The sequence below is a fragment of the Caldimonas sp. KR1-144 genome (assembly GCF_049446155.1).
Taxonomy (GTDB): domain Bacteria; phylum Pseudomonadota; class Gammaproteobacteria; order Burkholderiales; family Burkholderiaceae_C; genus Rivibacter.
In genome coordinates this window covers 486907-506671 of the sequence record NZ_JBMSEE010000001.1, presented here as the reverse complement: position 1 = coordinate 506671, position 19765 = coordinate 486907, and the positions used below count along the sequence as shown (strand labels likewise).

The window sequence follows — 19765 nt, the reverse complement described above, 5'->3', positions numbered from 1 at the left end:
CTCGGCGGGGTTCCTTGTTTTGTGTGCCCGCCTTCGGTGGGCTCGCCCTTTGGCGCGCCCCCATTTGCCGCGTGTCGACGAGCGAATTGCTCGCAGGCGACTACCATTTGCCCCATGACGACCGTCAATGCCGATCCCCAGGAACTTGCCAAGTTCAGCGAGCTGGCCCATCGCTGGTGGGACCCCGACAGCGAGTTCCGGCCGCTGCACCAGATCAATCCATTGCGGTTGGAATGGATCGAATCGCAGTCGGGCGGTTTGTCGGGCAAGCAGGTGCTCGACGTGGGCTGCGGCGGCGGAATCCTCGCCGATTCGATGGCGCGGCGCGGTGCTCACGTGCTGGGCATCGATTTGTCGACCAAGGCCTTGCGCGTCGCGCAGCTGCACGCGCTCGAGGCCGGTACGGCCAACGTGCGCTATCGCGAAGTGCCGGTCGAGACCTTGGCCCAGGAGCAGCCGGCGAGCCAGGACGTCGTGACCTGCATGGAGATGCTCGAGCACGTGCCGGATCCTGCCTCGGTGGTTCAGGCCTGCGCGGCGCTGGCCAAACCGGGAGCGCACGTTTTCTTCTCGACCATCAGCCGCAATGCCAAGGCCTTCGCCTTCGCGATCGTCGGTGCCGAATACCTCCTCAAGCTGCTGCCGCGCGGCACGCATGAATACGCAAAGTTCATCCGCCCGCGCGAACTGGCGCATTGGTGCCGCGATGCGGGTCTTGATGTCGTGGCGACGCGGGGCATGGAATACAACCCGCTGCCGCGGCGCTACTGGTTGTCGGACGACACCAGCGTGAATTACCTGTTCGCATGCCGCAAGCCTGCTTGAAGGGTCAGCGCCGATGAGCCGCTTTGACACGAAGGCCGTGTTGTTCGATCTCGACGGCACGCTGGCCGACACGGCCCCGGATCTCGGCGGTGCGGTGAACGCGCTGCGCGCACGCCGCGGGCTCGAGCCGCTGCCGATCGAGACGCTTCGCCCTGTTGCGTCGGCCGGCGCGCGCGGCATGCTGGCGGTGGGCTTGAGCAAGTCGCCGACCGATGCCGACTACGAGTCGCTGCGCGACGAGTTCCTTGCCGAGTACGAAGCCGGCCTTGATCGCGCCACGCGCCTGTTCGACGGCGTGCGTTCGCTGCTGGACGCGCTGACAGCGCGCGGTCTGCCGTGGGGCATCGTGACCAACAAGGCCATGAGGTTCACCGCGCCCGTCGTGGCTTCGCTGTCGCTCGAAGATGCGGCGGTGATCATCGCCGGCGACACGACGCCCCATGCCAAGCCGCATCCCGCGCCCTTGCTGGCCGCATGCGAGCGCCTGGGGATCACGCCGGCGCAGGCGATCTATGTCGGCGACGACCTGCGTGATGTGCAGGCCGCGCGCGCCGCCGGCATGCCCTCGGTGGCGGCCACGTATGGCTACCTCGGCGAAGACGGCAACGTCGCGGCTTGGGGTGCCGACGCGCTGATCGACGCGCCCATCGATCTCCTCGCGCTGCTCGCGACGCGCTGATCTCCCTCGATCGTGGCGCGGCCGTGAATTGACCGTGCACCGTGGCTGCGCGGACACTCGCCCGACCACGTTGACGACTAAGCGCAGTACGAGATGGCAGGGACGAGTCGAACGGCAGCCTGGCTGCAGGCTTCGCGGACATGGCTTGCGCAGCATTGGCGACGCATCACGATCGTGGCGGTCGTGCTGGCCGTCGTGTGGACCGGCGCCGTGGGATGGGCACTGCCGATCTGGCTCAAGCCACGCATCGAGGCCGAGGCCTCCAAGGCCTTGGGCGCACCGCTGGCGATGGAGCGGCTGGAGATCTCGCCGTGGCGGCTGGCCGCGCGCATCGGCGACTTGAAGCTGGGGCCCGCCGAGTCGCCATGGCTGCGCATCGCGCAGGCCGAGGTCAACCTGTCGACGAGTTCGATCCTGCGGCTCGCACCGGTCGTCGATCGGCTGACCATTCGCGAGCCCGTGCTCGAACTCGAGCGCATCGCGCCGGGCCGCTTCAACGTTTCGCCGATGCTCGAGGCGCTCAAGGCCGCACCCCCTTCGCCACCCGACGCCGAGCCCCTGCGCTTTGCCGTCCACAACATCCGCGTCGAGGGCGGCCAGGCCCACGTGGTCGACCGTGTCTCCAAGACCGAGCATCGCGTCGACGCGCTCGCGCTGGGCATTCCCTTCATCTCCAATCTGCCGAACGACGTGGCGGTCGACGTCGAGCCCCGGCTCGAGGCACGCATCGACGGCGCGCCCTTGCTGCTCAGCGGCAAGACGCTGCCCTTCGGGGAGGGCCTGCGCTCGACGCTCATGGTCGACTGGCGCGACATCGATCTCGCGTTCTGGGCCGAAGCGGTGGCACCGCTGCTGCCGCAACCGCTGCCGCTCGAGGTCGACAAGGGCAAGCTTGCGCTGGAGCTTGAGCTGGCGTTCGAACGCCATCCGGCGCCGACACCCTCGCGCCTTCAGGTCTCCGGCAGCGTGGCGATCGATGGCTTCGACGCTTCGCTGCGCGAGCGCGGCATCGACAACGTCGGCTTCGAACGGCTGGAGCTCTCCGGCATCGAGGCATTCCTCCTGCTGCGGCAAGCGCGGGTGGCGAAGCTCAGCTTGAGTTCGCCCCATGCACGCATCGACGTGCCGCGACTGCTGGCGGCGCCACGCAGGACAACGAGCCCGGGAGTTGCGGCGAGCCCGCCCGCGGGCAGCGCCGCGAGCGCCACGTCGGCGTCGAATGCCGGTGCGCCGTGGATCTGGCAGGTGGGTCAGGTCGCGGTCGAGCGGGGCAGGGTGAGCTTGTTGCATCCGGCGTGGCGCGAGGGCGAGACGGTCGGCCCGCTGGCCCTCGATGTCACGGGCCTCAGTTCCGATCCGCAAGCGACGCCGGCCAAGCTGCGCTTCGACGCTGCCGACGCGCACGGCGCCTCGCTGCATGTGGAGGGCGAAGTCGTGGCGACGACGCCCAGGGCGATGCTGGCGCTGAGCCTGTCCGGCTTCGACGCGAGGCCGTGGCTGGCGCCGTGGCAGGCGCTGCTGCCCGTGCACCTGCAAGGCGGCCGCTTCGCTGCAACGGCGCAGATGGAGGCCGAAGGGCGCGCCTTTCGCGTGCGCGACGGCCATGCCGAACTCGTCGACTTGCAGCTGTTGCCGTCATCGGTGATTGCAACGGCGAGCAAGACGGCGCCGCGCGGTTCGTCCGATCGGCTCGCGCTTGGGAAGCTAGAGCTTGCCGGCTTGGCGGCGGAGTTCCCGACCGATGCGGTGCCGCGCGTGCAGGTGCAGCGCATCGCGATGTCCAAGCTCGCGCTCGACGCCAGCCGAGGCACCGATGGACAGCTCGCGTGGCTGCCGCGGAAGCGTTCCGGGTCGGCGTCCACCGAGACCGCGGACGACAAGGCGGCACCCGCGCCGCAGGTGCGCATCGACGAAGTGCGTTGCGACGACTGCCGCGTCGGCATCGTCGATCGCGCCGTGACGCCGGTCGCGCAATTCGGCGTCGAACGCGTGGCCCTGGTGCTGCGCAAGGTCGGCTCGGACCTCTCTCAGCCGATCGAATTCAGCTACGCGAGCGTCACCCAGCGCGTTGGCCAGCTCAAGATGTCCGGCGAACTGCGACCGCATCCGCTGGCGCTGCGCAGCAAGATCGAGGTGAGCAACCTGGACCTGCGCGCGGTGCAGGGTTACTTGGAGCCTCATGTCAACGTCGCGCTGGCGTCGGCCAAGGCGGCGGCCAGCGGCGAACTCAACGTGCAAGGCAGCGCGAGCGAGCCCGTCAGCGCGGTGCGCTGGCGCGGCCGTGCATCGCTTGCCGATCTGCGCACGCTCGACCGGCTCAACAGCGATGCCGAGTTCGTGCGCTTCAAGACGCTGCGTGCCGACGGCCTGGACATCGACTGGACGCCCGCTCAACTCACGGCCGACCTCGGTAATGTCGCGCTGTCCGACTTCTACGCCCGCGTGATCGTCAATGCGAACGCGCGCATCAACCTGGCAGACGTGCTGAAGTCGCAGACCGACGGCGCCGCGCGCTCGCTCACTACGCCCAGCGACGCACCGGCACCACCGTCCGCGCCGGCGTCCGAGCCGGCGAGCGCGGCAGGGGCGACGTCAGCGGCTGCGAGGCTTCGCTGGCGCGGCATCGAGTTGCGCAACGGACAGATCGACTTCACCGACAACTTCGTCCGCCCGAACTACTCTGCGCGACTGAGCGAACTCGACGGCAAGCTCTCGGCCGTCGCGTGGAACGACCCGCAGCCGGCCACCGTGCAGGTCTCCGGCAAGGTCGACGGCGCCGCGCCGCTTGCGATCCAGGGCACGCTGCATCCACTGGGGCCGCGGCTGTACACCGATATCGCGGCCGAGGCGCGCGGCATCGAGCTGACGAGGCTGTCGACCTACGCGGCGCGTTATGCCGGCTACGGCATCGAGAAAGGCACGTTGTCGGTCAGGGTGCGCTACAAGGTCGAGAACGGCAAGCTCGAGGCGCAGAACAGTCTCTACCTCGACCAGCTGACCTTCGGCGAGAAGGTCGACAGCCCCGACGCGCTCAAGCTGCCGGTGCTTCTGGCCGTTTCGCTGCTCAAGGACCGCAACGGCATCATCGACGTCAACCTGCCGATCAGTGGCAGCCTGGACGACCCGCAGTTCTCGATCGGCGGGATCATCGTGCGCGTGATCGTCAACCTGATCGCCAAGGCGGTGACGGCGCCGTTCTCGCTACTGGCCAACGCCTTCGGCGGCGGCGGCCAGGAACTGGGCTTCGTGGAGTTCGAGCCCGGGTCGGCCGAGCTGGGGCCGGCGCAGCGCGAGCGGCTGGACACCTTGGTCAAGGCGCTCAACGATCGCCCGGCGCTCAAGCTTGAAGGCACCGGCGTCGCCGATCCGGCGCTGGACGACGCGGGCCTGCGGCGCGCGCACGTGGACCGACTGATGCGCGCGCAGAAGGCCAAGGTCGATGGCGCCTTGCCCGACAGCGTGCGCATCGAACCCGCCGAGCGCGATCGCTGGCTGGAGGCGGCGTACAAGGCGGCCGACATCAAGGGCAAGCCGCGCAACGTGATCGGGCTGGCGAAGAGTCTCCCGGCGTCCGAGATGGAGCAGTTGCTGCTTGCCAGCGCCCCGGTGGGCGCCGCCGAGCTGAAGGCGCTGGCCGACGAGCGCGGCAATCGCGTCAAGGCCTACCTGGTCGCGAAGCTGCCGCCGGAGCGGGTGCTGCTCACCGCTTCCAGAGTCGGCGGCGAATCGGCCAAGGACGGGGCCAAGTCGACGCGCGTGCAGTTCGCGCTGAAGTGAATCACGACATGACCGCACTTGAAATCAGGCCACGCGCAGCCAACTACAATGGCGTTACGGGGCCGACCTGGTTTCGACGTGGGTGCGGAATCGGAGCGGTGCATGCCGAGCATCAGTGAGCTCGTAAATCCAGCTGAAACAAACCAACTGCGAACGACGAACGTTTCGCCCTCGCCGCTTAAACACCGGTGAGCCTCTCAACGGTTGGCCGATGGGCCGGGCACGAGACCGCAAGGTCGAGAGCTGAGAGGTCATTCACATCGGCTGGTTGCGCGTTTGGCCACGCAGCGCGCAACAAGATCCAGTGGCTGGCGTTGTCCGAAGCGTGCTCCTGCGCGGCGGCAGCGTGAGACTCAAATCAGGCGGCTAAGCATGTAGATCTGCCCGAGGATGGCTTGCGGACGGGGGTTCGATCCCCCCCGGCTCCACCATTTGCATGCCCGGGTGTCGTGAGACACCCGGGCGCGCCTCAGGAAACCCTCAGTTCACCCAGCCGCGTGGCTGCGTGTCGATCAGCAGTTGCTGGACCCACTGCTCTGAAGTCGACATGCCGTCGGCGCGCGGCGCGTTTTCGTGCCTCAGGCCGATGGCGACGCGGCCGGTCCACCAGATCAGGCGTCCGGTGCCTGGCAGCCAGTAGGGTCCGACGTGACCGTGCGGGATGTCCAGCGACGAAGCGTGCGAGGCATGCTGGATGGCCGGCTTCGACGGCGACGCGGTGTCGATCGAACGGGGATTCGGGCTCATCGTTCGCTCCCGGAGTGGGTCACTATCGTCACGCTGCGCAAGTTCGGGTGCACTGCCGCGGGTTAGGGGTCAGCGTCTGCTCACCCCTCAGGTGCGCGCACCGGATGCGGCGCGCCGGCAACAACGCAGCTCACATGCGCAGCGTGAACAGCCGGGCCAGCGGAGGAATCGGCTCGCTGCGACCGGCCGTCGCCGACCGGCGGTAGATCGCGAGCCAATCGCGATGGAGATCAGTCACCTCGGCAGCGGGCCAGTGCCCCACATAGCGGGCCTGCAGCTCGGCTGCCTGCTGCCAATCGCCGCAGGCATAGCGGTAGCGGGCCAGGGCCATCACACCGCTTGGGTGCTGCTCGGTCCAGGCAGAAACCTGTGCCAGCCATTCGGGCACTTCGCTCAACGCGCCTTCCTCGCAAGCCAGCCAAACTGCTGCCAGGCAGGCATTGGCGCGCACCAGGCCGGGCGGTGCGACGGCGATTGCGCGGCGCAGAAGCAACCACGTCTCGGCGCGTCGATCGAACGCATGCGCCAGCGCGGCGTGCAGGAAGTGCGCAAGGCCTTGCAGCAGCGTGTCGTGCTCGTACATCGGGGCCGATTCGATCTCGGCAATGAGCTCGCGCGCGAGCTCGAAACGGCGGCCGGCGATGGCCGCGCCCGCGTTCAAGCCGACGCCGAAACCGAACCACAGCGGCGGGAACTGCCGACCGAGCGGTCGCAGCTCGTCGAGCTCGCGCAGCGCGTCGTCTAGGCGGCCGGCACGCCACGAGAGCCATGCCCACCCGAGCCGGCTCAGCAGGCGGCCGCAGCGCAGGCTCTCGAGTTGGGGCGACTCGAGCTGTTGCATGGCCTTGGATGCGTTGGCCTCGTCGCCGGCTTCGGTGTACACGAGCATCTGCACGAGCAGCGCCTGCGCGAGGCGCATCGGCATGCCGGCGTGCCTGGCGTTGGCGACCGCCTGGTCGATCGCCTCGATGGCCGCGTCGAGGCGGCCTGCGTCGCGATGAATCAATGCGATGCGGTGCTGCGTCTGCGCGAGGTCGGCATGCTGCAGCTTGAGCATGCGGCTCATCTCGGCGGAGCGTTTCAGCACCTCCAGCGCGTGTTCGCTGTCGCCGCGCAAGTGGGAGGCAATGCCTTCGATGCGAAGGCAGTGGGATGTCAGGCGATCGCTGGAGACCGTCCTGGCGATCTGCATCACGCGCCGCCCGAGTTGCAGCGCGAGATCGAGGTCGAGGTCGCCGAGCGCCAGTTCGGCGCTTTGCAGCAGCACCGACGCGGCAAGGTGTTCGTCCTGGGTGCCGCCCAACAAGGCCAGCGCACGGTTGATGGTGTCGCGAGCCTGTGGATACTGCCCCACAGACTGGTGGTAGCTCGACAGCGCGCGCAGCAATCGAACCTGCGAGGCGATGTCGCCGCCTTCGCATGCGCGCGACAGCACAGCCTGCGCCCGGAGCAGGGTTTCCGGGTGCTCGACGGCCGCCAGCGCCGCGACATGCTCGACGTCCATCTCGAACGCGTGAGGCTCGGTTGCCACGCAGACCTCGATGTAGCGCAGCCCGACCAGCTGCCGCTGCTCCTCGATCGCCTGCATCGCACGCGCAAAGGCCTCGTTGGCGAACGCATCGGAGGTGAACGGCCATGACGGCGGCTGCGGGTCGCCGCTCGACAGGGCATGGCCGAGCCGCTGGGCGAGATCGATGGTCATGCGCGTCAGGTCGGTGTCGCAGACCTGTCCCGAGCGCCAGACCTCGGTGCGGTGGTAGACCTCGTAGGCCAGCTCGAAACCGGCGTCGCGGCTGAGCACCTGGACCGCGACCACGGCGCCCACGCCGGCGATCTCGGCCACGAGGTCGGCGCACTGGGCCGTCGTCAGATGCTCGAACTTGCCGTCCAGGGCGGCCACCACTTCGAGGATCGGCGTGACGACCACGTTGCCGTGGGATTCGAGCGTGCGCTTGAGCAGGGCCGCGAGACCGTACTCGACCCAGATCAGCTCGCTCAGCGTGGTGAGATTGCGAAACGGCAGCACGGCGACGCGCAGCGGCGGCCCCGCGCCATACCGCCTGGGCGCAGGTTCCGCAACGACCGGCACCTCGTGGCTGCTGCTGGCCTTGACGGCCCCGACGAACCGGTAGCCCGAGCCGTGCACCGTCTTGATCAGCGGCGCATGCGCGTCGGTGTCGCCGATGACGCGCCGGGCCTTCATGATGCAGCGCGCGACCACCGACTCGGTGACGAACTCGGTCTTCCAGAACAGCCGCAGCAGCTCGTCGCGCGAGACGACGCGGTCACGGTGCGTGACCAGGTGCAGCAGCACGTCGAACACGCGCGGCTCGATGCGTTGCACCTGCCCGTTCACATGCACCTCACGGGCGCCGACATACAGCTCGACACCGGCAAACGTGAACTTCGACGGACTGGCGGTGGTTCCTGCGGACACGCTGCTGCGATGGCTGACGACGCCGGCCATGTGATCGGTGGATCGCATGTTCGGGACGGTGAGGCTGAGGTTGGCCCAGGGTTTCACCGCACGGTCCGCAGGATCTGATGTGACCTGGAGAGCATGACCAACTCTTTCACAACGTGTGACGTTTCGGTCAGTGGGGCTGAATTCTGACGGCACTCTGATGACCGGTTCATGCGCATTTCATGACCAATGGCTTCCCGGCTCCGGGATGGTGCCCGTGTGCGCGCCGGTCGGCTGCGCTTGATACCTTTGGTCACGGGGGGCATGACGGCGACTCCGGCGGGCAGGCGCCGCCGGCGTAGTCACGGATGAACTGCTGCAGCTGGCCGAGCGAGCCATTGAAGACGTTCAGGTCGACAGGCGTATTCACGCCGCTGAAGCTGCCGTTGTGCGTGTGCTGCCAGAAGTGCCACCCACGGTCGTCCCAGGCTGCCGGCAGCACCGGCTGCCTGACGTCATAGGCGGCGATCCACAAGGGATAGCCGCTCAGCCTCGGGTCCACCAGGTACTGGTTCGCGAAGGCGTGGTAGGTGTAGACGATGGGCCGCCGGCCGAGGCGGTTCTCGACCGTGCGCAGCCAGGCGAGCACGCCGTCGACGAGCGCCTCGGGCGTCGCGCCGTCGGTGATCTCGACATCGATGACGGGCGGCAGATCGTCGGGCCGCAGCGAGATCACGGTGCGCGCGAAGTGCTCGGCCTGCGCGATCGGATCGTCGCCGGCGTAGAAGAAGTGGTAGGCGCCGCGCGTGATGCCGACCTCGCGTGCGCCGTGCCAGTTGTTGTCGAACTCGGGGTCGACGCGGTGCGTCCCGCCAGTGGCCTTGATGAAGGCGAAATGAAGGCTGCCGGCGGGCATCAGGTCCCAGCGGATGCGGCCCTGGTAGTGGGAGACGTCGATGCCGCGGGCCGGCTCCTCATCTGCCGCTTCGGCGTGCGCGCCGGCGGCCAAGCACAGTGCGCACAGCGTGGCGGCCAGGGACGCCCCGATCGGATCGAAGAGCCTCACGGCGGCGTTCCGGGCTTCAGCAGACGGCTGCCTGGTTCTGGAGCTGCCAGTCAGTTCGATCCGCCGCTGCCGCCGTCGGCCGCAGGCGCGGCCGCGGCACCGGCCGCAGCGCCTTCCGCATTGCGGCCGGTGCCGGCGTCATCGCTCGACAGGCCGACGTACTTGCCGGGGTAGTACTTGTTGCCCCACATCTGGGCCAGCTGCGAGCGCTGCAGTTCCTTGACGTAGTACGTGATCGGGACGCCGACGGGGTCCTTGTTGTCGCCCGTGCCGGTGATGCGGTCGACGTAGTTCTCGAACGCCGTCATCAGCGAGTTGATGTCGAGCACCTTGTTCTTCTGGCCCTCAATGGTGCTCAGCGCCGTCAGCGCGTTGGTCATCTTCGCGCCTTCCAACGCCACCATCGTCTGGCCGGTGCGTGCCGCAGCGGCTGACGCGGCGGTGGTCTGAAGCTCCGTCTGCGTCTGGTTCTGCAGGTTCTGGAGCTTTTGGCCCATGTTCTTCCAGTCGTCGTCGGCGAAGGCGTAGACCGCATACGCGAGATCGTTGGCCTTGATCGACGGAATGACGCCGCGCGTGATCAGCGACACGTGCGAATCGACCGACACGCTGCTCAGCAGGTTCTTGACGTCCTTGGTCGTGTCCGAATCGACGCCGATGCCGCCCGCGAAGCTCATCCCCAGCAGCGAGACGTTGGCCTGGAACTGCGCCATGTCGGCCTTGTCCTGCATCGCCTGGCTGTCGGTGGTCGCCTCGCGCCGCAGGAGATGGACCATGCCGACGAAGCTCGAGCCGAAGGTCGCTCCCGACAACAGGTTGAGCTTCTCCGGCCGGTCCGGCTCCGCTGCGATCTTCTGCATCAGCGCGACGTTGCCCACGTCCATCCGGGCGCCGGGATACATGGCGTTCCAGACGCGGATCGCCTTGTCCGGGTCGAGGACGAAGGGCGCGAGCAGCTGGGCGTTCCTGTGCGTGCAGCTCACCGCGATGATCAGGGTGCCCTGGATGTCGTGGTTCTGGCGCTGCGTGTTGATCTGCTTGATCGCGGTGTCGGCAGCGTTGGACGACTCGCCCTCGCCCCACTCGCCGACCGCCTGCGTGACGAAGGACTTGATGGCCGAAAACGTCTGTGCCGTTGACTGCTCGTTCTTGTCGAACTGGAAGTACTGCACGTCCATCTTCAGCGAGTCCGCCGACAGCGGCATGGACTTGATCTGCGTGCGGTTGTAGTCGATCGGGCTCTCGAACGACTGGCTGACCGTGCCGAGCTTGGCGCGCAGCGGCTGGATCTTGGTCTCCATGTCGAGCCGGGTTTCCGCATAGGCCTCCGCGGCGACGGTGATGTTGGCGTCGACCTCGGTCATCTTGTCGACCAGATGCTTCGTGTCGACCTTCAGGTCGACCAGCTCGCGGATGGTCATGTCCAGGCTGCGCTTGAGCTCGATGTAGGAGTTCAAGGTTTCCTGCGCGGTTTCGATGGGCGCTTGCAGGTTGGAGATCTGCACCAGCGTGTCGATGCGCCCCGGCGGGATCAGATTGCCAAGCGCCAGCGAGGGATCGTAGGGAATCGAGGTGGGCACGTTGTGGCTCCTTCGGCGTGCTAGATGTGAGCGTCGTGGCGCCAGCATCAGCGAAGCCGCGCAGGGCTCGCTGACCGATTGGTGATGCTTTGCTGACTGCGCCAACGGCTCAGGGCCGGCTAGGCCGCAGCCCGCACGCGGCTCGGCATCCGCCCGATGGCGGTGTCAGTCGCGCACGATGGGCGCGCGATGCGCCGTGTTCGTCAGACCGTGCAGCCGGCCTCGGTGCCCGCGCCTGCCGGCGGCTGCGGCGCGGGGAGCGTCCAGCCGTAGCGCACGGCGGTCAGCTCCGCGAGGATCGCGACCGCGATCTCAGGCGGCGTGCGCGCGCCGTTCTTGATGCCGACGGGGCCGTGCAGCCGGTCGAGCTGCGCGTCGGTCACGTCGAAGTGCTGCTTGAGCCGCTCGCGCCGCTTGGCCTGGTTGGCGCGCGAGCCGATCGCGCCGACGTAGAAGGCCGGCGACGCCAGCGCTTCCAGCAGGGCCAGGTCGTCGAGCTTGGGATCGTGCGTGAGCGCGATCACCGCGGTGTGGCCATCGACGCGCAGCTCGCGCAGCAGGTCGTCGGGCATGCCGCGCAGCAGCCGCGTGCCTGACACGCTCCATCCCTCGGCGTACTCCTCGCGCGGGTCGCACACCAGCACCTCGTAGTCGAGCGCGCGCGCCATCTCGCCGAGATACTGCGTCAGCTGCCCGGCGCCGATCAGCACCAGCCGCCAGCTCGGGCCGTGCGTCGTGACGAGGCGGTGGTCGTCAACCAGCAACTGGTCGGCATCGCCCGGTTGGGCCGCTTCCAGCACGACCGCGCCGGTGGCCAGCGTCAAGGTGCGTCGCACGCGTTCGCCGGCGTCCAGGCGCTGCAGCAAGGCTTCGATCAGTGACGCGTCGTCCAGCGGCTCGAGCACGAGTTCGAGCGTGCCGCCGCACGGCAGGCCGAAGCGCGTCGCCTCCTCGGCCGAGACGCCGTAGCGCACGCGCTCGGGGGCCGCCAACGCCAGCGTGCCTTCGCGGATGCGCAGGATCAGGTCGTCCTCGATGCAGCCACCCGAGACCGAGCCGGCGACGCGACCGTCGTCGCGCACCGCGACCAGCGAGCCGATCGGCCGCGGCGCCGAGCCCCAGGTGCGCGTGATGGTTCCGAGCACCACCCGATGGCCCTCGGCGCGCCAGCGCGCGGCGTGGCGCAAGACATCCAGATCGACGTTGTCCATCGTGCGGCTCGAACGGTTCGGCTCTCGGCGGGGGAGAAGGGTGCAAGCATGCCGGCATGTCCGCGCAGTCGGCGCCCGGGCCGGCGAAAGCCCCTTGGCGCGCTCAGGGGCTGCCTGGCGATGCGTCGTCAGGCAGCGCGCGCGGCATCGGCGTGCGCCTTCGCGGTGCGGTACGTCCACCACGGCAGCACGCGCGTCAGCGACAGCACGCGGCCGGGCTCGTTGCCGCTGTAGCCCGGCAGCGTCGCCAGGGCTTGAGACCAGGCCGACGAGCCGAGCAGCGCGACCAGGCGCTGCACCGCCGGCAGCTCGAGCGACGACTTCAGCACCACGAGGTAGTAGCGCTCGTGCGCCAGCGGCACGAAGTCGAGCCCGGCGGCGCGCGCGGCCGCTTCGAGCCCGAAGGCCGCATCGGCGGCACCGCTCGCCACCGCCTGCGCGGCCGCCGCGTGCGAGGGTTCGACCAGCGCATGCGCGATCGGCTCATGCAGGCCGGCTTCCTGCGCCAGCTCTTCGAGCAGCACGCGCGTGCCCGCGCCGGGCGGGCGCCCAACGCTGCGCACGCCCGCACGCGTGAGGTCTGCCGCACCCGCGAGGCCGAGCGGGTTGCCGCGCGCGACCATCAGGCCTTGCGTGCGCTCGGCAAAGCCGATGAGCTTGTGCAGGCCGGGCTTCAGCCGCGGCCGGTAGACGCGCGCGCTGGCCGAACCGCGCGCCGCGCCGGCACGCACGTGGAAGCCGGCGAGCTGGCACTGGCCCGCCTCCAGCGCGGCCAGCGCATCCAGGCTGCCGGCGAACGAGAGGTCGAGATGAAGCTGGTCGCGCTGGGCGAGATCGCGCAGCAGCGGCAGGGCCTGGTCGTGGCTGGCGCAGACCGACAGCACGTCGACGCGATCATCGAAGGCGTCGGCGAACACGCGCTCGAGCTCCATGCGCAGCGCCTCGATCTGCGGCGCGAGCCTCGCCTGCGCGCGGCGCTCGGCCCACAGCAGCTTTTCGCCGAAGGGCGTGAGCGAGGCGCGCTGGCCCTTGATCCAGACCACGAGCTCGCGGCCGAGCTCGCTCTCCCAGCGCCGCAGCTCGCCCCAGACATGGCGGTAGGAATAGCCCAGCTCGTGCGCCGCGGCGCTGACCGAGCCGCCGCGGTGCAGTGCGTCGAGCAAGGCAAACAGCGGGTGGTGGACGGACGGCGTGCCGCGCTCGGGTGCGAGCGCGTAGGTGAGTTCGATCCTATGCATCGTGCTTCATATCGTCAGCGCGGGCCGCGATTCGTAGCATGCGCGGCGCTTGCAGTGTGCCGCAGCGCTGCCGTTGTTCGAGTCCGTCGTTGGAATTCCGTTGAACGCCTTTGCCGAAAGCGTTGCCACTGCCGCTTCCCTGATCCTGGATGCCGACGCCAAGCTGGCGCAGATCGTCGGGCTGTCGCTGACCGTCAGCGGCGCGGCCTGCGCGATCGCCGCCGGCCTCGGGCTGCTGCTCGGCGCCGCGCTCGCGGTGATGCAGTTTCCCGGCCGTCGCGCGGTGCTGGTGCTGCTGAACACCTCGCTTGCGCTGCCGTCGGTGGTCGTGGGCCTGGTGGTCTATCTGCTGCTGTCGCGCTCCGGCCCCTTGGGCGAATATGGCCTGCTGTTCACGCCCGGCGCGATGGTCGTTGCGCAGACCGTGCTCGTGCTGCCCATCCTCGTGGCGCTCACGCGCCAGGCGCTGCAGGGTGCCTGGGAGCAGCAGGGCGAGCAACTGCGCTCGCTGGGCGCGAGCCGGCTGACCGCCGGCCTGCTGCTGCTGTGGGACGAACGGCTCGCGCTGCTGACGGTGCTGCTTGCCGGCTTCGGCCGCGCCGTGTCCGAGGTGGGCGCGGTGATGATCGTCGGCGGCAACATCGACGGCCACACGCGCGTGATGACCACCGCGATCGCGCTCGAGACCAGCAAGGGCGACCTGCCGCTCGCGCTCGCGCTGGGTCTGGTGCTGCTGGTCGTGGTGCTGGGCCTCAATGCGCTGATCGCGCTGGTGCGCGCCTGGGCCGCGCGCGCGCATGCGCCCGTGGCGGGGCTGGCCTATGACTGAGGTGGCCGTCGTGGAGCCGCAGGCGCTCGACGCCGGCTCGGCGCGCGTGATCGCGCTGCGCCCCGAGCTCCGGCTCGAAGGCGTGGGCGTGCGATTTGGCGCGGTGACCGCGCTCGAGCAGGTGAGCCTCGAGCTGCGCGCCGGCGAACGCGTCGCCTTCGTCGGCGCCAACGGCTCGGGCAAGAGCACGCTGCTGCGCGTGCTGCATGGCCTGCAGCGCCCCACCAGCGGGCGCGTCGAGCGGGCCGCCGGATTGCGCCAGGCGATGCTGTTCCAGCGCCCGGCGATGCTGCGCCTGTCCGTCGAGAACAACGTCGCGCTGGGCCTGTGGCTGGCCGGCGTGCCGCGCGCGATGCGGCGCGAGCGCGTCACCGAGGCGCTGGTGCGCGTCGGCCTCGTGGCCGAGGCGAAGCGGCCCGCGCGCGCGCTGTCGGGCGGCCAGCAGCAAAGGCTCGCGCTCGCGCGCGCCTGGGCCTTGAAGCCGCAGCAGCTGCTGCTCGACGAACCCACCGCCAGCCTCGACCCGAGCGCCAAGCGCGAGGTCGAGGCCCTGATCGGGCAGTTCGCGAGGCAAGGTCTCACGGTGCTGTTCAGCTCGCACAACCTCGGCCAGGTCAAGCGCCTGGCCACGCGCGTGGTCTACCTGGAGCACGGCCGCGTGCTGGCCGACCGAAGCGTGCATGAGTTCTTCGAAGCGGACGGCGACCACCTGCCGCCCGCCGCACAACAGTTCCTCAAGGGAGAGCTTCCGTGGTGAATCGCCGTTTCCTGCAGCGTGCCGTCCTTGCCTGCGCCGTCGCATGGGGCCTGGCCCCGCTCGCGCAGGCGCAGGACAAGAGCATCGTCGTCGCCTCGACCACTTCGACCGAGCAGTCCGGCCTGTTCGCCCATCTGCTGCCGGCCTTCAAGCAGGCCACCGGCATCGAGGCCAAGGTGGTCGCGCTGGGCACCGGCCAGGCGCTCGACATGGGCCGGCGCGGCGATGCCGACGTGCTCTTCGTGCACGACCGCGTTGCCGAGGAGAAGTTCGTCGCCGAAGGCTTCGGGCTCAAGCGCTTGCCGGTCATGTACAACGACTTCGTGCTGGTCGGGCCCAAGGCCGATCCGGCCGCCGTTGCCGGCAAGGACATCGTCGCCGCGCTCGGCAAGCTGGCCGCGGCCAATGCCGCGTTCATCTCGCGCGGCGACAAGAGCGGCACGCATGCCGCCGAGCTGCGCTACTGGAAGGCCGCGGGCATCGACGCGCCTGCGCAGAAGTTCGCCAACTACAAGGAATGCGGCTGCGGCATGGGCCCGGCGCTCAACATCGGCGCATCGAGCAATGCCTATGTGCTGACCGACCGCGGCACCTGGCTGTCGTTCAAGAACCGCGCCGACCTGGCGGTGCTGGTCGAGGGCGACACGCGCCTGTTCAACCAGTACGGTGTCATCGTCGTCGATCCGGCCAGGCATCCGCACGTGAAGCAGCAGCTCGCGCAGACCTTCGCCGACTGGCTGGTCGCGCCGTCCGGCCAGCAGGCCATCGCGGCCTACAAGATCGGCGGCGAGCAGCTCTTTTTCCCCAACGCCGGCAGCGGGAAGTGAGGCGCCGCGACGTGCTCGCGGTGCTGGCCGCGTCGGGTGCGGGCAGCGGCCTGCGGGCCCAGGCGAGCGACGAGGTTGCTGTCTATGCGGCCGGCAGCCTGCGCAGCGCTCTGGGCGAGATCGGCCGGCGCTTCGAGGCGGCGCCCGGCGGCGCGCGTGTGCGCTTCGTGTTCGGCGCCTCGGGCCTGCTGAAGGACCGGCTGCTGGCCGGCGAGCGCGCCGACGTGTTCGCCTCGGCCAACATGACGCATCCGCAGGCGCTGTTCGCCGCCGGCCGGGCACGTGCGCCGCAGCGCTTCGCGCGCAACCGCCTGTGCGTGCTCGCGCGGCCCGAGGTCGCGATCACCACCGTCGACCTCGCCGAGCGCCTGCTCGATCCGACCCTGCGCGTCGGCACCTCGACGCCCAAGGCCGATCCCTCCGGCGACTACGCGTTCGAGATGTTCCGCCGCATCGAGGTGCGCGGCGCTGCCTTCGCGGGCGCCTACCAGCGCCTGGCCGACAAGGCGCTGCAGCTCACCGGCGGCCCCGCGTCGCCGCCGCCGCCGGCCGGCCGCAGCGTCTATGGCGCCTTGCTGGAATCTCGCCAGGCCGACGTGTTCGTCACCTACTGCAGCAACGCGCACGAGGCGGCGCGCGAGGTCGAGGGATTGAAGGTGGTCGAGCTGCCGGGCGACATCGACGTCGCGGCCGACTACGGCGTCTCGCTGCTCGACGGCGCGTCGCCCGCGGCACAGGCCTTCACGGCCTTCCTGCTCGGCGACGAGGCCCAGGGCCTGCTGGCGCGGCAGGGCTTCGCGCCGCGCTGAATCAGGAAGTGGCTGCGAGGCCCAGCGGCCGGCTCGAGCCGTAGACAGTGGCGCCATCGTCGTCGAGCCGTGCCGGCACCGCGCGCCGGCGGCCCAGCCGCTTGGCCTCGTAGAGCGCGAGGTCGGCGCGGTGCTGCGCCGACTCGAGCGACTCGTCCGGCTCGACCTGCACGACGCCGAAGCTCAGGCTGAGCGCAAAGGCGTCGGCCGGCAGTGCGGCCGCGTCGATCGCATCGGAGATGCGCTCGGCGACCATCAGCGCGTCGTCGACCGAGGCACCGGGCAGCAGAAGCATGAACTCGTCGCCGCCCAGGCGGCCGAGCACGTCGCGCGTGCGCAGCGTCTCGCGCGCGCAGCGCGCGACGCGGCGCAGCGCCTCGTCGCCGGCGGCGTGGCCGTGGCTGTCGTTGATGGCCTTGAAGTGGTCGATGTCGAACAGCATCAGCACCGCGCGCGCATCGGATGCGCCGTGCAGCGCCGCGCCGGCCAATTCCTCGAAGTGGCGGCGGTTGGGCACCTGCGTGAGCATGTCGATGTCGGCCAGCACGCGCAGCTGGCGCTGCGTCTCGCGCAGGTCGCCCTCGGTGCGCTCGTGCGTGAGCACCTGGCACAGGTACACGGTGAACAGCATGCCGATCATCATCGGCATCAGCACCAGCGGCGACATCAGCGCGAAGGGCTCGAGCTGCTCGTGGCCCAGCGTCGAGGCGATCCAGCCCAGGCGCGCCAGCGGGATCAGCGTCTGCAGCAGCATCACGGCCGCCATCGTCTTGAGCGCCGGGCTGTCGGGCCGCTCGGGCAGGCGCCACAGGAAGACCGTCGCGTTGAGGAACAGTGCCGACATCGCGAGGCCGAAGGCGATCGCGCGCCACGGGTCGGCCGCGTGGCTGGCCCAGGTGGCCAGCCAGCCGGCGAAGCACAGAACGAACAGCAGCGCGTCGCCCCATTGCGAGCCCGGCAGGCGGCCACGCGCGCAGAAGCGGCGCATGCCGGCCTGGATCAGCACCGGCCACGACAGCAGCAGCAGGTTGCCGGGCACGGCGGCCTCCGGCCAGCGCGCGCGCAGCAGCTGCAAGGCGCCGCCGCCGGCCGCGAGCCACATCGCCGCGACCCACCAGGCGTAGCCGCGATAGACGCGGTGGCTGAGCCCGAAGAAGCTGGTGATCGACGCCGCGGCCGCCATCACGACGACCGACAGCAACAGCATCGTCGGCACGTGCAGCGGCTCGGTGAGCGACATGGGCGTCATCGGCAAATTCTCGGCAAGGCCCTAGTCTCACGACTTCCCCCCAAAGGTGGGTGACGGGTGGTCACGACACGTGACAGGCGTGCCGTAGTACCGCTTTGGCTACCATCGCGCCCGTTTTCGCTTTTCCCGCGCAGGAGAACTCCTATGGCAATGGACGTGGTCGACTACGAGATCAAGGGCTCTGAGATGCAGTTCGTCGAGGTCGAACTCGACCCCGGCGAGGCCGCGATCGGCGAGGCCGGCAGCATGATGTTCATGGACGCCGGCATCGACATGGACACCGTGTTCGGCGACGGTTCGGCCAACCAGGGCGGCTTCTTCGGCAAGCTGCTGGGCGCCGGCAAGCGGCTGGTCACCGGCGAATCGCTGTTCACCACGGTCTACACCAACCAGGGCCAGGGCAAGCGGCGCATCGCGTTCGCCGCGCCGTACCCCGGCAAGATCCTGCCGATGAACCTCAAGCAGCTCGGCGGCACGCTGATCTGCCAGAAGGACGCCTTCCTGTGCGCCGCGCGCGGCGTGAGCCTGGGCATCGCGTTCCAGCAGAAGCTCTCGGTCGGCTTCTTCGGCGGCGAAGGCTTCATCATGCAAAAGCTCGACGGCGACGGCCTGGCTTTCGTGCACGCCGGCGGCACCGTGGTCAAGCGCGAGCTGCAGGCCGGCCAGACGCTGCTGGTCGACACCGGCTGCGTGGTCGCCTTCACGCCCAACGTGAACTTCGAGATCCAGTACGTCGGCAAGGTCAAGACGGCGCTGTTCGGCGGCGAGGGCCTGTTCTTCGCCAAGCTCACCGGCCCGGGCACCGTGTGGCTGCAAAGCCTGCCGTTCTCGCGCCTGGCCAGCCGCGTCTTCGCGGCCGCGCCGCAGCGCGGCGGCTCGCGCGAGGAAGGCTCGATCCTCGGCGGCTTCGGCGCTGGCGGGCTGCTGGGCGGCGTGCTGGGCGGCGACGACGAGTAAGCGCGGCGAGGGCTGCCGCCTGGCGCGCCCTTTGCCGACCCCGTGCGCTCAGACGTCGACGATGAAGTCGGGGTCGAACAAGGCGTTCTCGTTCACGCCGTCCTTGGCGTATCCGCGCGGATTGCACACCACGCGCGTGCCTTTGACCCGGTAGTCGAAGCTGTCGTGCGTGTGGCCGTGGATCCACGCGCGCGCGCGTTCGGCGCCCAGCAGATGCTCGGCCTCGGAGACGAAGCAGGCATTGATCAGCGAGCCCGCAAAGCGCGGATGCACGCTGCGCGGCGACGGCGCGTGGTGGGTGATCACGACGGTCGGCCCGTCATGGGCCGCGTCGAGCCGGCGCGAGAGCCAGCCGGCATGGCGTGCGAAGCGCGCGGCGCAGTCGTCGGGCCGAAAGAGCGCATCGCTGCGCTCGTCGAGGCGGATGCGGCTGAAGTCGCGCATGAACTGCAAGGCCGCATCGACGGCCGCGGCGCGCCCGTCGGGGCCGAACAGCATGAAGTCCGTCCACAGCGTGCTGCCGAGGAAGCGCACGCCGTCGATCACGATCTCGTCGTCGTCGAGCACGCGCACGTGGGTGCCGGCAGCGAGCGCCCTGAGCTCGGCGACGGTGCCCTCGAGGCTGCCGCCGTAGAACTCGTGATTGCCGGCAACGTAGAGCACCGGCTTGTCGAAGCCCAGCGCCCAGTCGATGGCCTGCCTGGGCCGCGCGATGTCGCCGGCCAGGATCACGACGTCGGCGTCGTTGCGCGGCCGATCGAAGCCGGCCACGCCGATGTGCAGGTCGGACAGGATGTTGAGCTTCATCGC

16 protein-coding genes and 1 other RNA gene are annotated in these 19765 nt (G+C 69.5%); 9 read left to right on the top strand and 8 right to left on the bottom strand.

The window, feature by feature from the left end; translation table 11 throughout:
• Nucleotides 1-114: 114 nt before the first annotated feature.
• From ubiG to ssrA, 4 genes are all read left to right on the top strand, one after another.
• A complete protein-coding gene (ubiG, locus tag ACO2TI_RS02600; RefSeq protein WP_423282136.1) occupies nucleotides 115-825 on the top strand; it encodes a bifunctional 2-polyprenyl-6-hydroxyphenol methylase/3-demethylubiquinol 3-O-methyltransferase UbiG in 711 nt (236 codons plus the stop codon).
• A gap of 13 nt (nucleotides 826-838) precedes the next feature.
• Entirely contained in the window at nucleotides 839-1504 is a 666-nt protein-coding gene (gph, locus tag ACO2TI_RS02595; protein ID WP_423281880.1) for a phosphoglycolate phosphatase, read from the top strand.
• A gap of 93 nt (nucleotides 1505-1597) precedes the next feature.
• Nucleotides 1598-5281: a DUF748 domain-containing protein gene (locus tag ACO2TI_RS02590; RefSeq protein ID WP_423281879.1), complete on the top strand. Its 3684-nt coding sequence runs from the start codon at nucleotides 1598-1600 to the stop codon at nucleotides 5279-5281.
• 58 nt (nucleotides 5282-5339) lie between these two features.
• Nucleotides 5340-5712: a transfer-messenger RNA gene (gene ssrA / locus ACO2TI_RS02585) on the top strand.
• 49 nt (nucleotides 5713-5761) lie between these two features.
• Here ssrA and ACO2TI_RS02580 read toward each other — a convergent pair.
• The 6 genes from ACO2TI_RS02580 to ACO2TI_RS02555 all read right to left on the bottom strand — a co-directional run bounded on the left by ACO2TI_RS02580 (nucleotide 5762) and on the right by ACO2TI_RS02555 (nucleotide 13527).
• A complete protein-coding gene (locus ACO2TI_RS02580; RefSeq protein ID WP_423281878.1) occupies nucleotides 5762-6028 on the bottom strand; it encodes a hypothetical protein in 267 nt (88 codons plus the stop codon).
• Nucleotides 6029-6158: 130 nt separating this feature from the next.
• Nucleotides 6159-8513: a winged helix-turn-helix domain-containing protein gene (locus ACO2TI_RS02575; RefSeq protein WP_423281877.1), complete on the bottom strand. Its 2355-nt coding sequence runs from the start codon at nucleotides 8511-8513 to the stop codon at nucleotides 6159-6161.
• A 232-nt stretch (nucleotides 8514-8745) separates the two neighbouring features.
• Nucleotides 8746-9498, bottom strand: a complete 753-nt coding sequence (locus ACO2TI_RS02570) for a glycoside hydrolase family 25 protein (protein WP_423281876.1) — start codon at nucleotides 9496-9498, stop codon at nucleotides 8746-8748.
• 50 nt (nucleotides 9499-9548) lie between these two features.
• On the bottom strand, nucleotides 9549-11078 hold the full coding sequence (locus ACO2TI_RS02565) for a hypothetical protein (protein ID WP_423281875.1): 1530 nt from the start codon (nucleotides 11076-11078) through the stop codon (nucleotides 9549-9551).
• A gap of 203 nt (nucleotides 11079-11281) precedes the next feature.
• Nucleotides 11282-12289, bottom strand: coding sequence for an XdhC family protein (locus tag ACO2TI_RS02560; protein WP_423281874.1), 1008 nt, complete (start codon nucleotides 12287-12289; stop codon nucleotides 11282-11284).
• A 128-nt stretch (nucleotides 12290-12417) separates the two neighbouring features.
• Nucleotides 12418-13527, bottom strand: a complete 1110-nt coding sequence (locus ACO2TI_RS02555; RefSeq protein WP_423281873.1) for a substrate-binding domain-containing protein — start codon at nucleotides 13525-13527, stop codon at nucleotides 12418-12420.
• A gap of 100 nt (nucleotides 13528-13627) precedes the next feature.
• Here ACO2TI_RS02555 and ACO2TI_RS02550 point away from each other — a divergent pair, with 100 nt between their 5' ends.
• From ACO2TI_RS02550 to ACO2TI_RS02535, 4 genes are read left to right on the top strand one after another with little or no spacing between them, the layout of a single operon-like run.
• Nucleotides 13628-14356 carry an ABC transporter permease gene (locus ACO2TI_RS02550; RefSeq protein WP_423281872.1) on the top strand — a complete coding sequence of 243 codons (729 nt, stop codon included), beginning with the start codon at nucleotides 13628-13630 and terminating at the stop codon, nucleotides 14354-14356.
• Nucleotides 14349-15113, top strand: coding sequence for a phosphate ABC transporter ATP-binding protein (locus ACO2TI_RS02545; protein WP_423281871.1), 765 nt, complete (start codon nucleotides 14349-14351; stop codon nucleotides 15111-15113). The genes ACO2TI_RS02550 and ACO2TI_RS02545 overlap by 8 nt, the downstream gene beginning before the upstream one ends.
• A complete protein-coding gene (locus ACO2TI_RS02540) occupies nucleotides 15110-15940 on the top strand; it encodes a substrate-binding domain-containing protein (protein ID WP_423282135.1) in 831 nt (276 codons plus the stop codon). Before ACO2TI_RS02545 ends, ACO2TI_RS02540 begins: the two co-directional genes overlap by 4 nt.
• Nucleotides 15937-16749, top strand: coding sequence for a molybdate ABC transporter substrate-binding protein (locus ACO2TI_RS02535; protein ID WP_423281870.1), 813 nt, complete (start codon nucleotides 15937-15939; stop codon nucleotides 16747-16749). Before ACO2TI_RS02540 ends, ACO2TI_RS02535 begins: the two co-directional genes overlap by 4 nt.
• Nucleotide 16750: 1 nt before the next feature.
• On the opposite strand, the gene ACO2TI_RS02530 is transcribed toward ACO2TI_RS02535, so the two are convergent.
• Complete coding sequence (locus ACO2TI_RS02530) at nucleotides 16751-17998, bottom strand: diguanylate cyclase (RefSeq protein WP_423281869.1); 1248 nt, start codon at nucleotides 17996-17998, stop codon at nucleotides 16751-16753.
• A gap of 144 nt (nucleotides 17999-18142) precedes the next feature.
• Here ACO2TI_RS02530 and ACO2TI_RS02525 point away from each other — a divergent pair, with 144 nt between their 5' ends.
• Complete coding sequence (locus ACO2TI_RS02525) at nucleotides 18143-18955, top strand: TIGR00266 family protein (RefSeq protein WP_423281868.1); 813 nt, start codon at nucleotides 18143-18145, stop codon at nucleotides 18953-18955.
• A gap of 48 nt (nucleotides 18956-19003) precedes the next feature.
• Here ACO2TI_RS02525 and ACO2TI_RS02520 read toward each other — a convergent pair whose 3' ends face one another.
• A complete protein-coding gene (locus ACO2TI_RS02520) occupies nucleotides 19004-19762 on the bottom strand; it encodes a metallophosphoesterase (protein WP_423281867.1) in 759 nt (252 codons plus the stop codon).
• Nucleotides 19763-19765 lie beyond the last annotated feature (3 nt).

Bases quoted from the DNA above. Each gene is read 5' to 3' on its own strand.
- ubiG (WP_423282136.1), top strand. From the start codon at position 115: ATGACGACCGTCAATGCCGATCCCCAGGAACTTGCCAAGTTCAGCGAG.
- gph (WP_423281880.1), top strand. From the start codon at position 839: ATGAGCCGCTTTGACACGAAGGCCGTGTTGTTCGATCTCGACGGCACG.
- ACO2TI_RS02590 (WP_423281879.1), top strand. From the start codon at position 1,598: ATGGCAGGGACGAGTCGAACGGCAGCCTGGCTGCAGGCTTCGCGGACA.
- ACO2TI_RS02580 (WP_423281878.1), bottom strand. From the start codon at position 6,028: ATGAGCCCGAATCCCCGTTCGATCGACACCGCGTCGCCGTCGAAGCCG.
- ACO2TI_RS02575 (WP_423281877.1), bottom strand. From the start codon at position 8,513: ATGCGATCCACCGATCACATGGCCGGCGTCGTCAGCCATCGCAGCAGC.
- ACO2TI_RS02560 (WP_423281874.1), bottom strand. From the start codon at position 12,289: ATGGACAACGTCGATCTGGATGTCTTGCGCCACGCCGCGCGCTGGCGC.
- ACO2TI_RS02555 (WP_423281873.1), bottom strand. From the start codon at position 13,527: ATGCATAGGATCGAACTCACCTACGCGCTCGCACCCGAGCGCGGCACG.
- ACO2TI_RS02545 (WP_423281871.1), top strand. From the start codon at position 14,349: ATGACTGAGGTGGCCGTCGTGGAGCCGCAGGCGCTCGACGCCGGCTCG.
- ACO2TI_RS02530 (WP_423281869.1), bottom strand. From the start codon at position 17,998: ATGACGCCCATGTCGCTCACCGAGCCGCTGCACGTGCCGACGATGCTG.
- ACO2TI_RS02525 (WP_423281868.1), top strand. From the start codon at position 18,143: ATGGCAATGGACGTGGTCGACTACGAGATCAAGGGCTCTGAGATGCAG.
- ACO2TI_RS02520 (WP_423281867.1), bottom strand. From the start codon at position 19,762: ATGAAGCTCAACATCCTGTCCGACCTGCACATCGGCGTGGCCGGCTTC.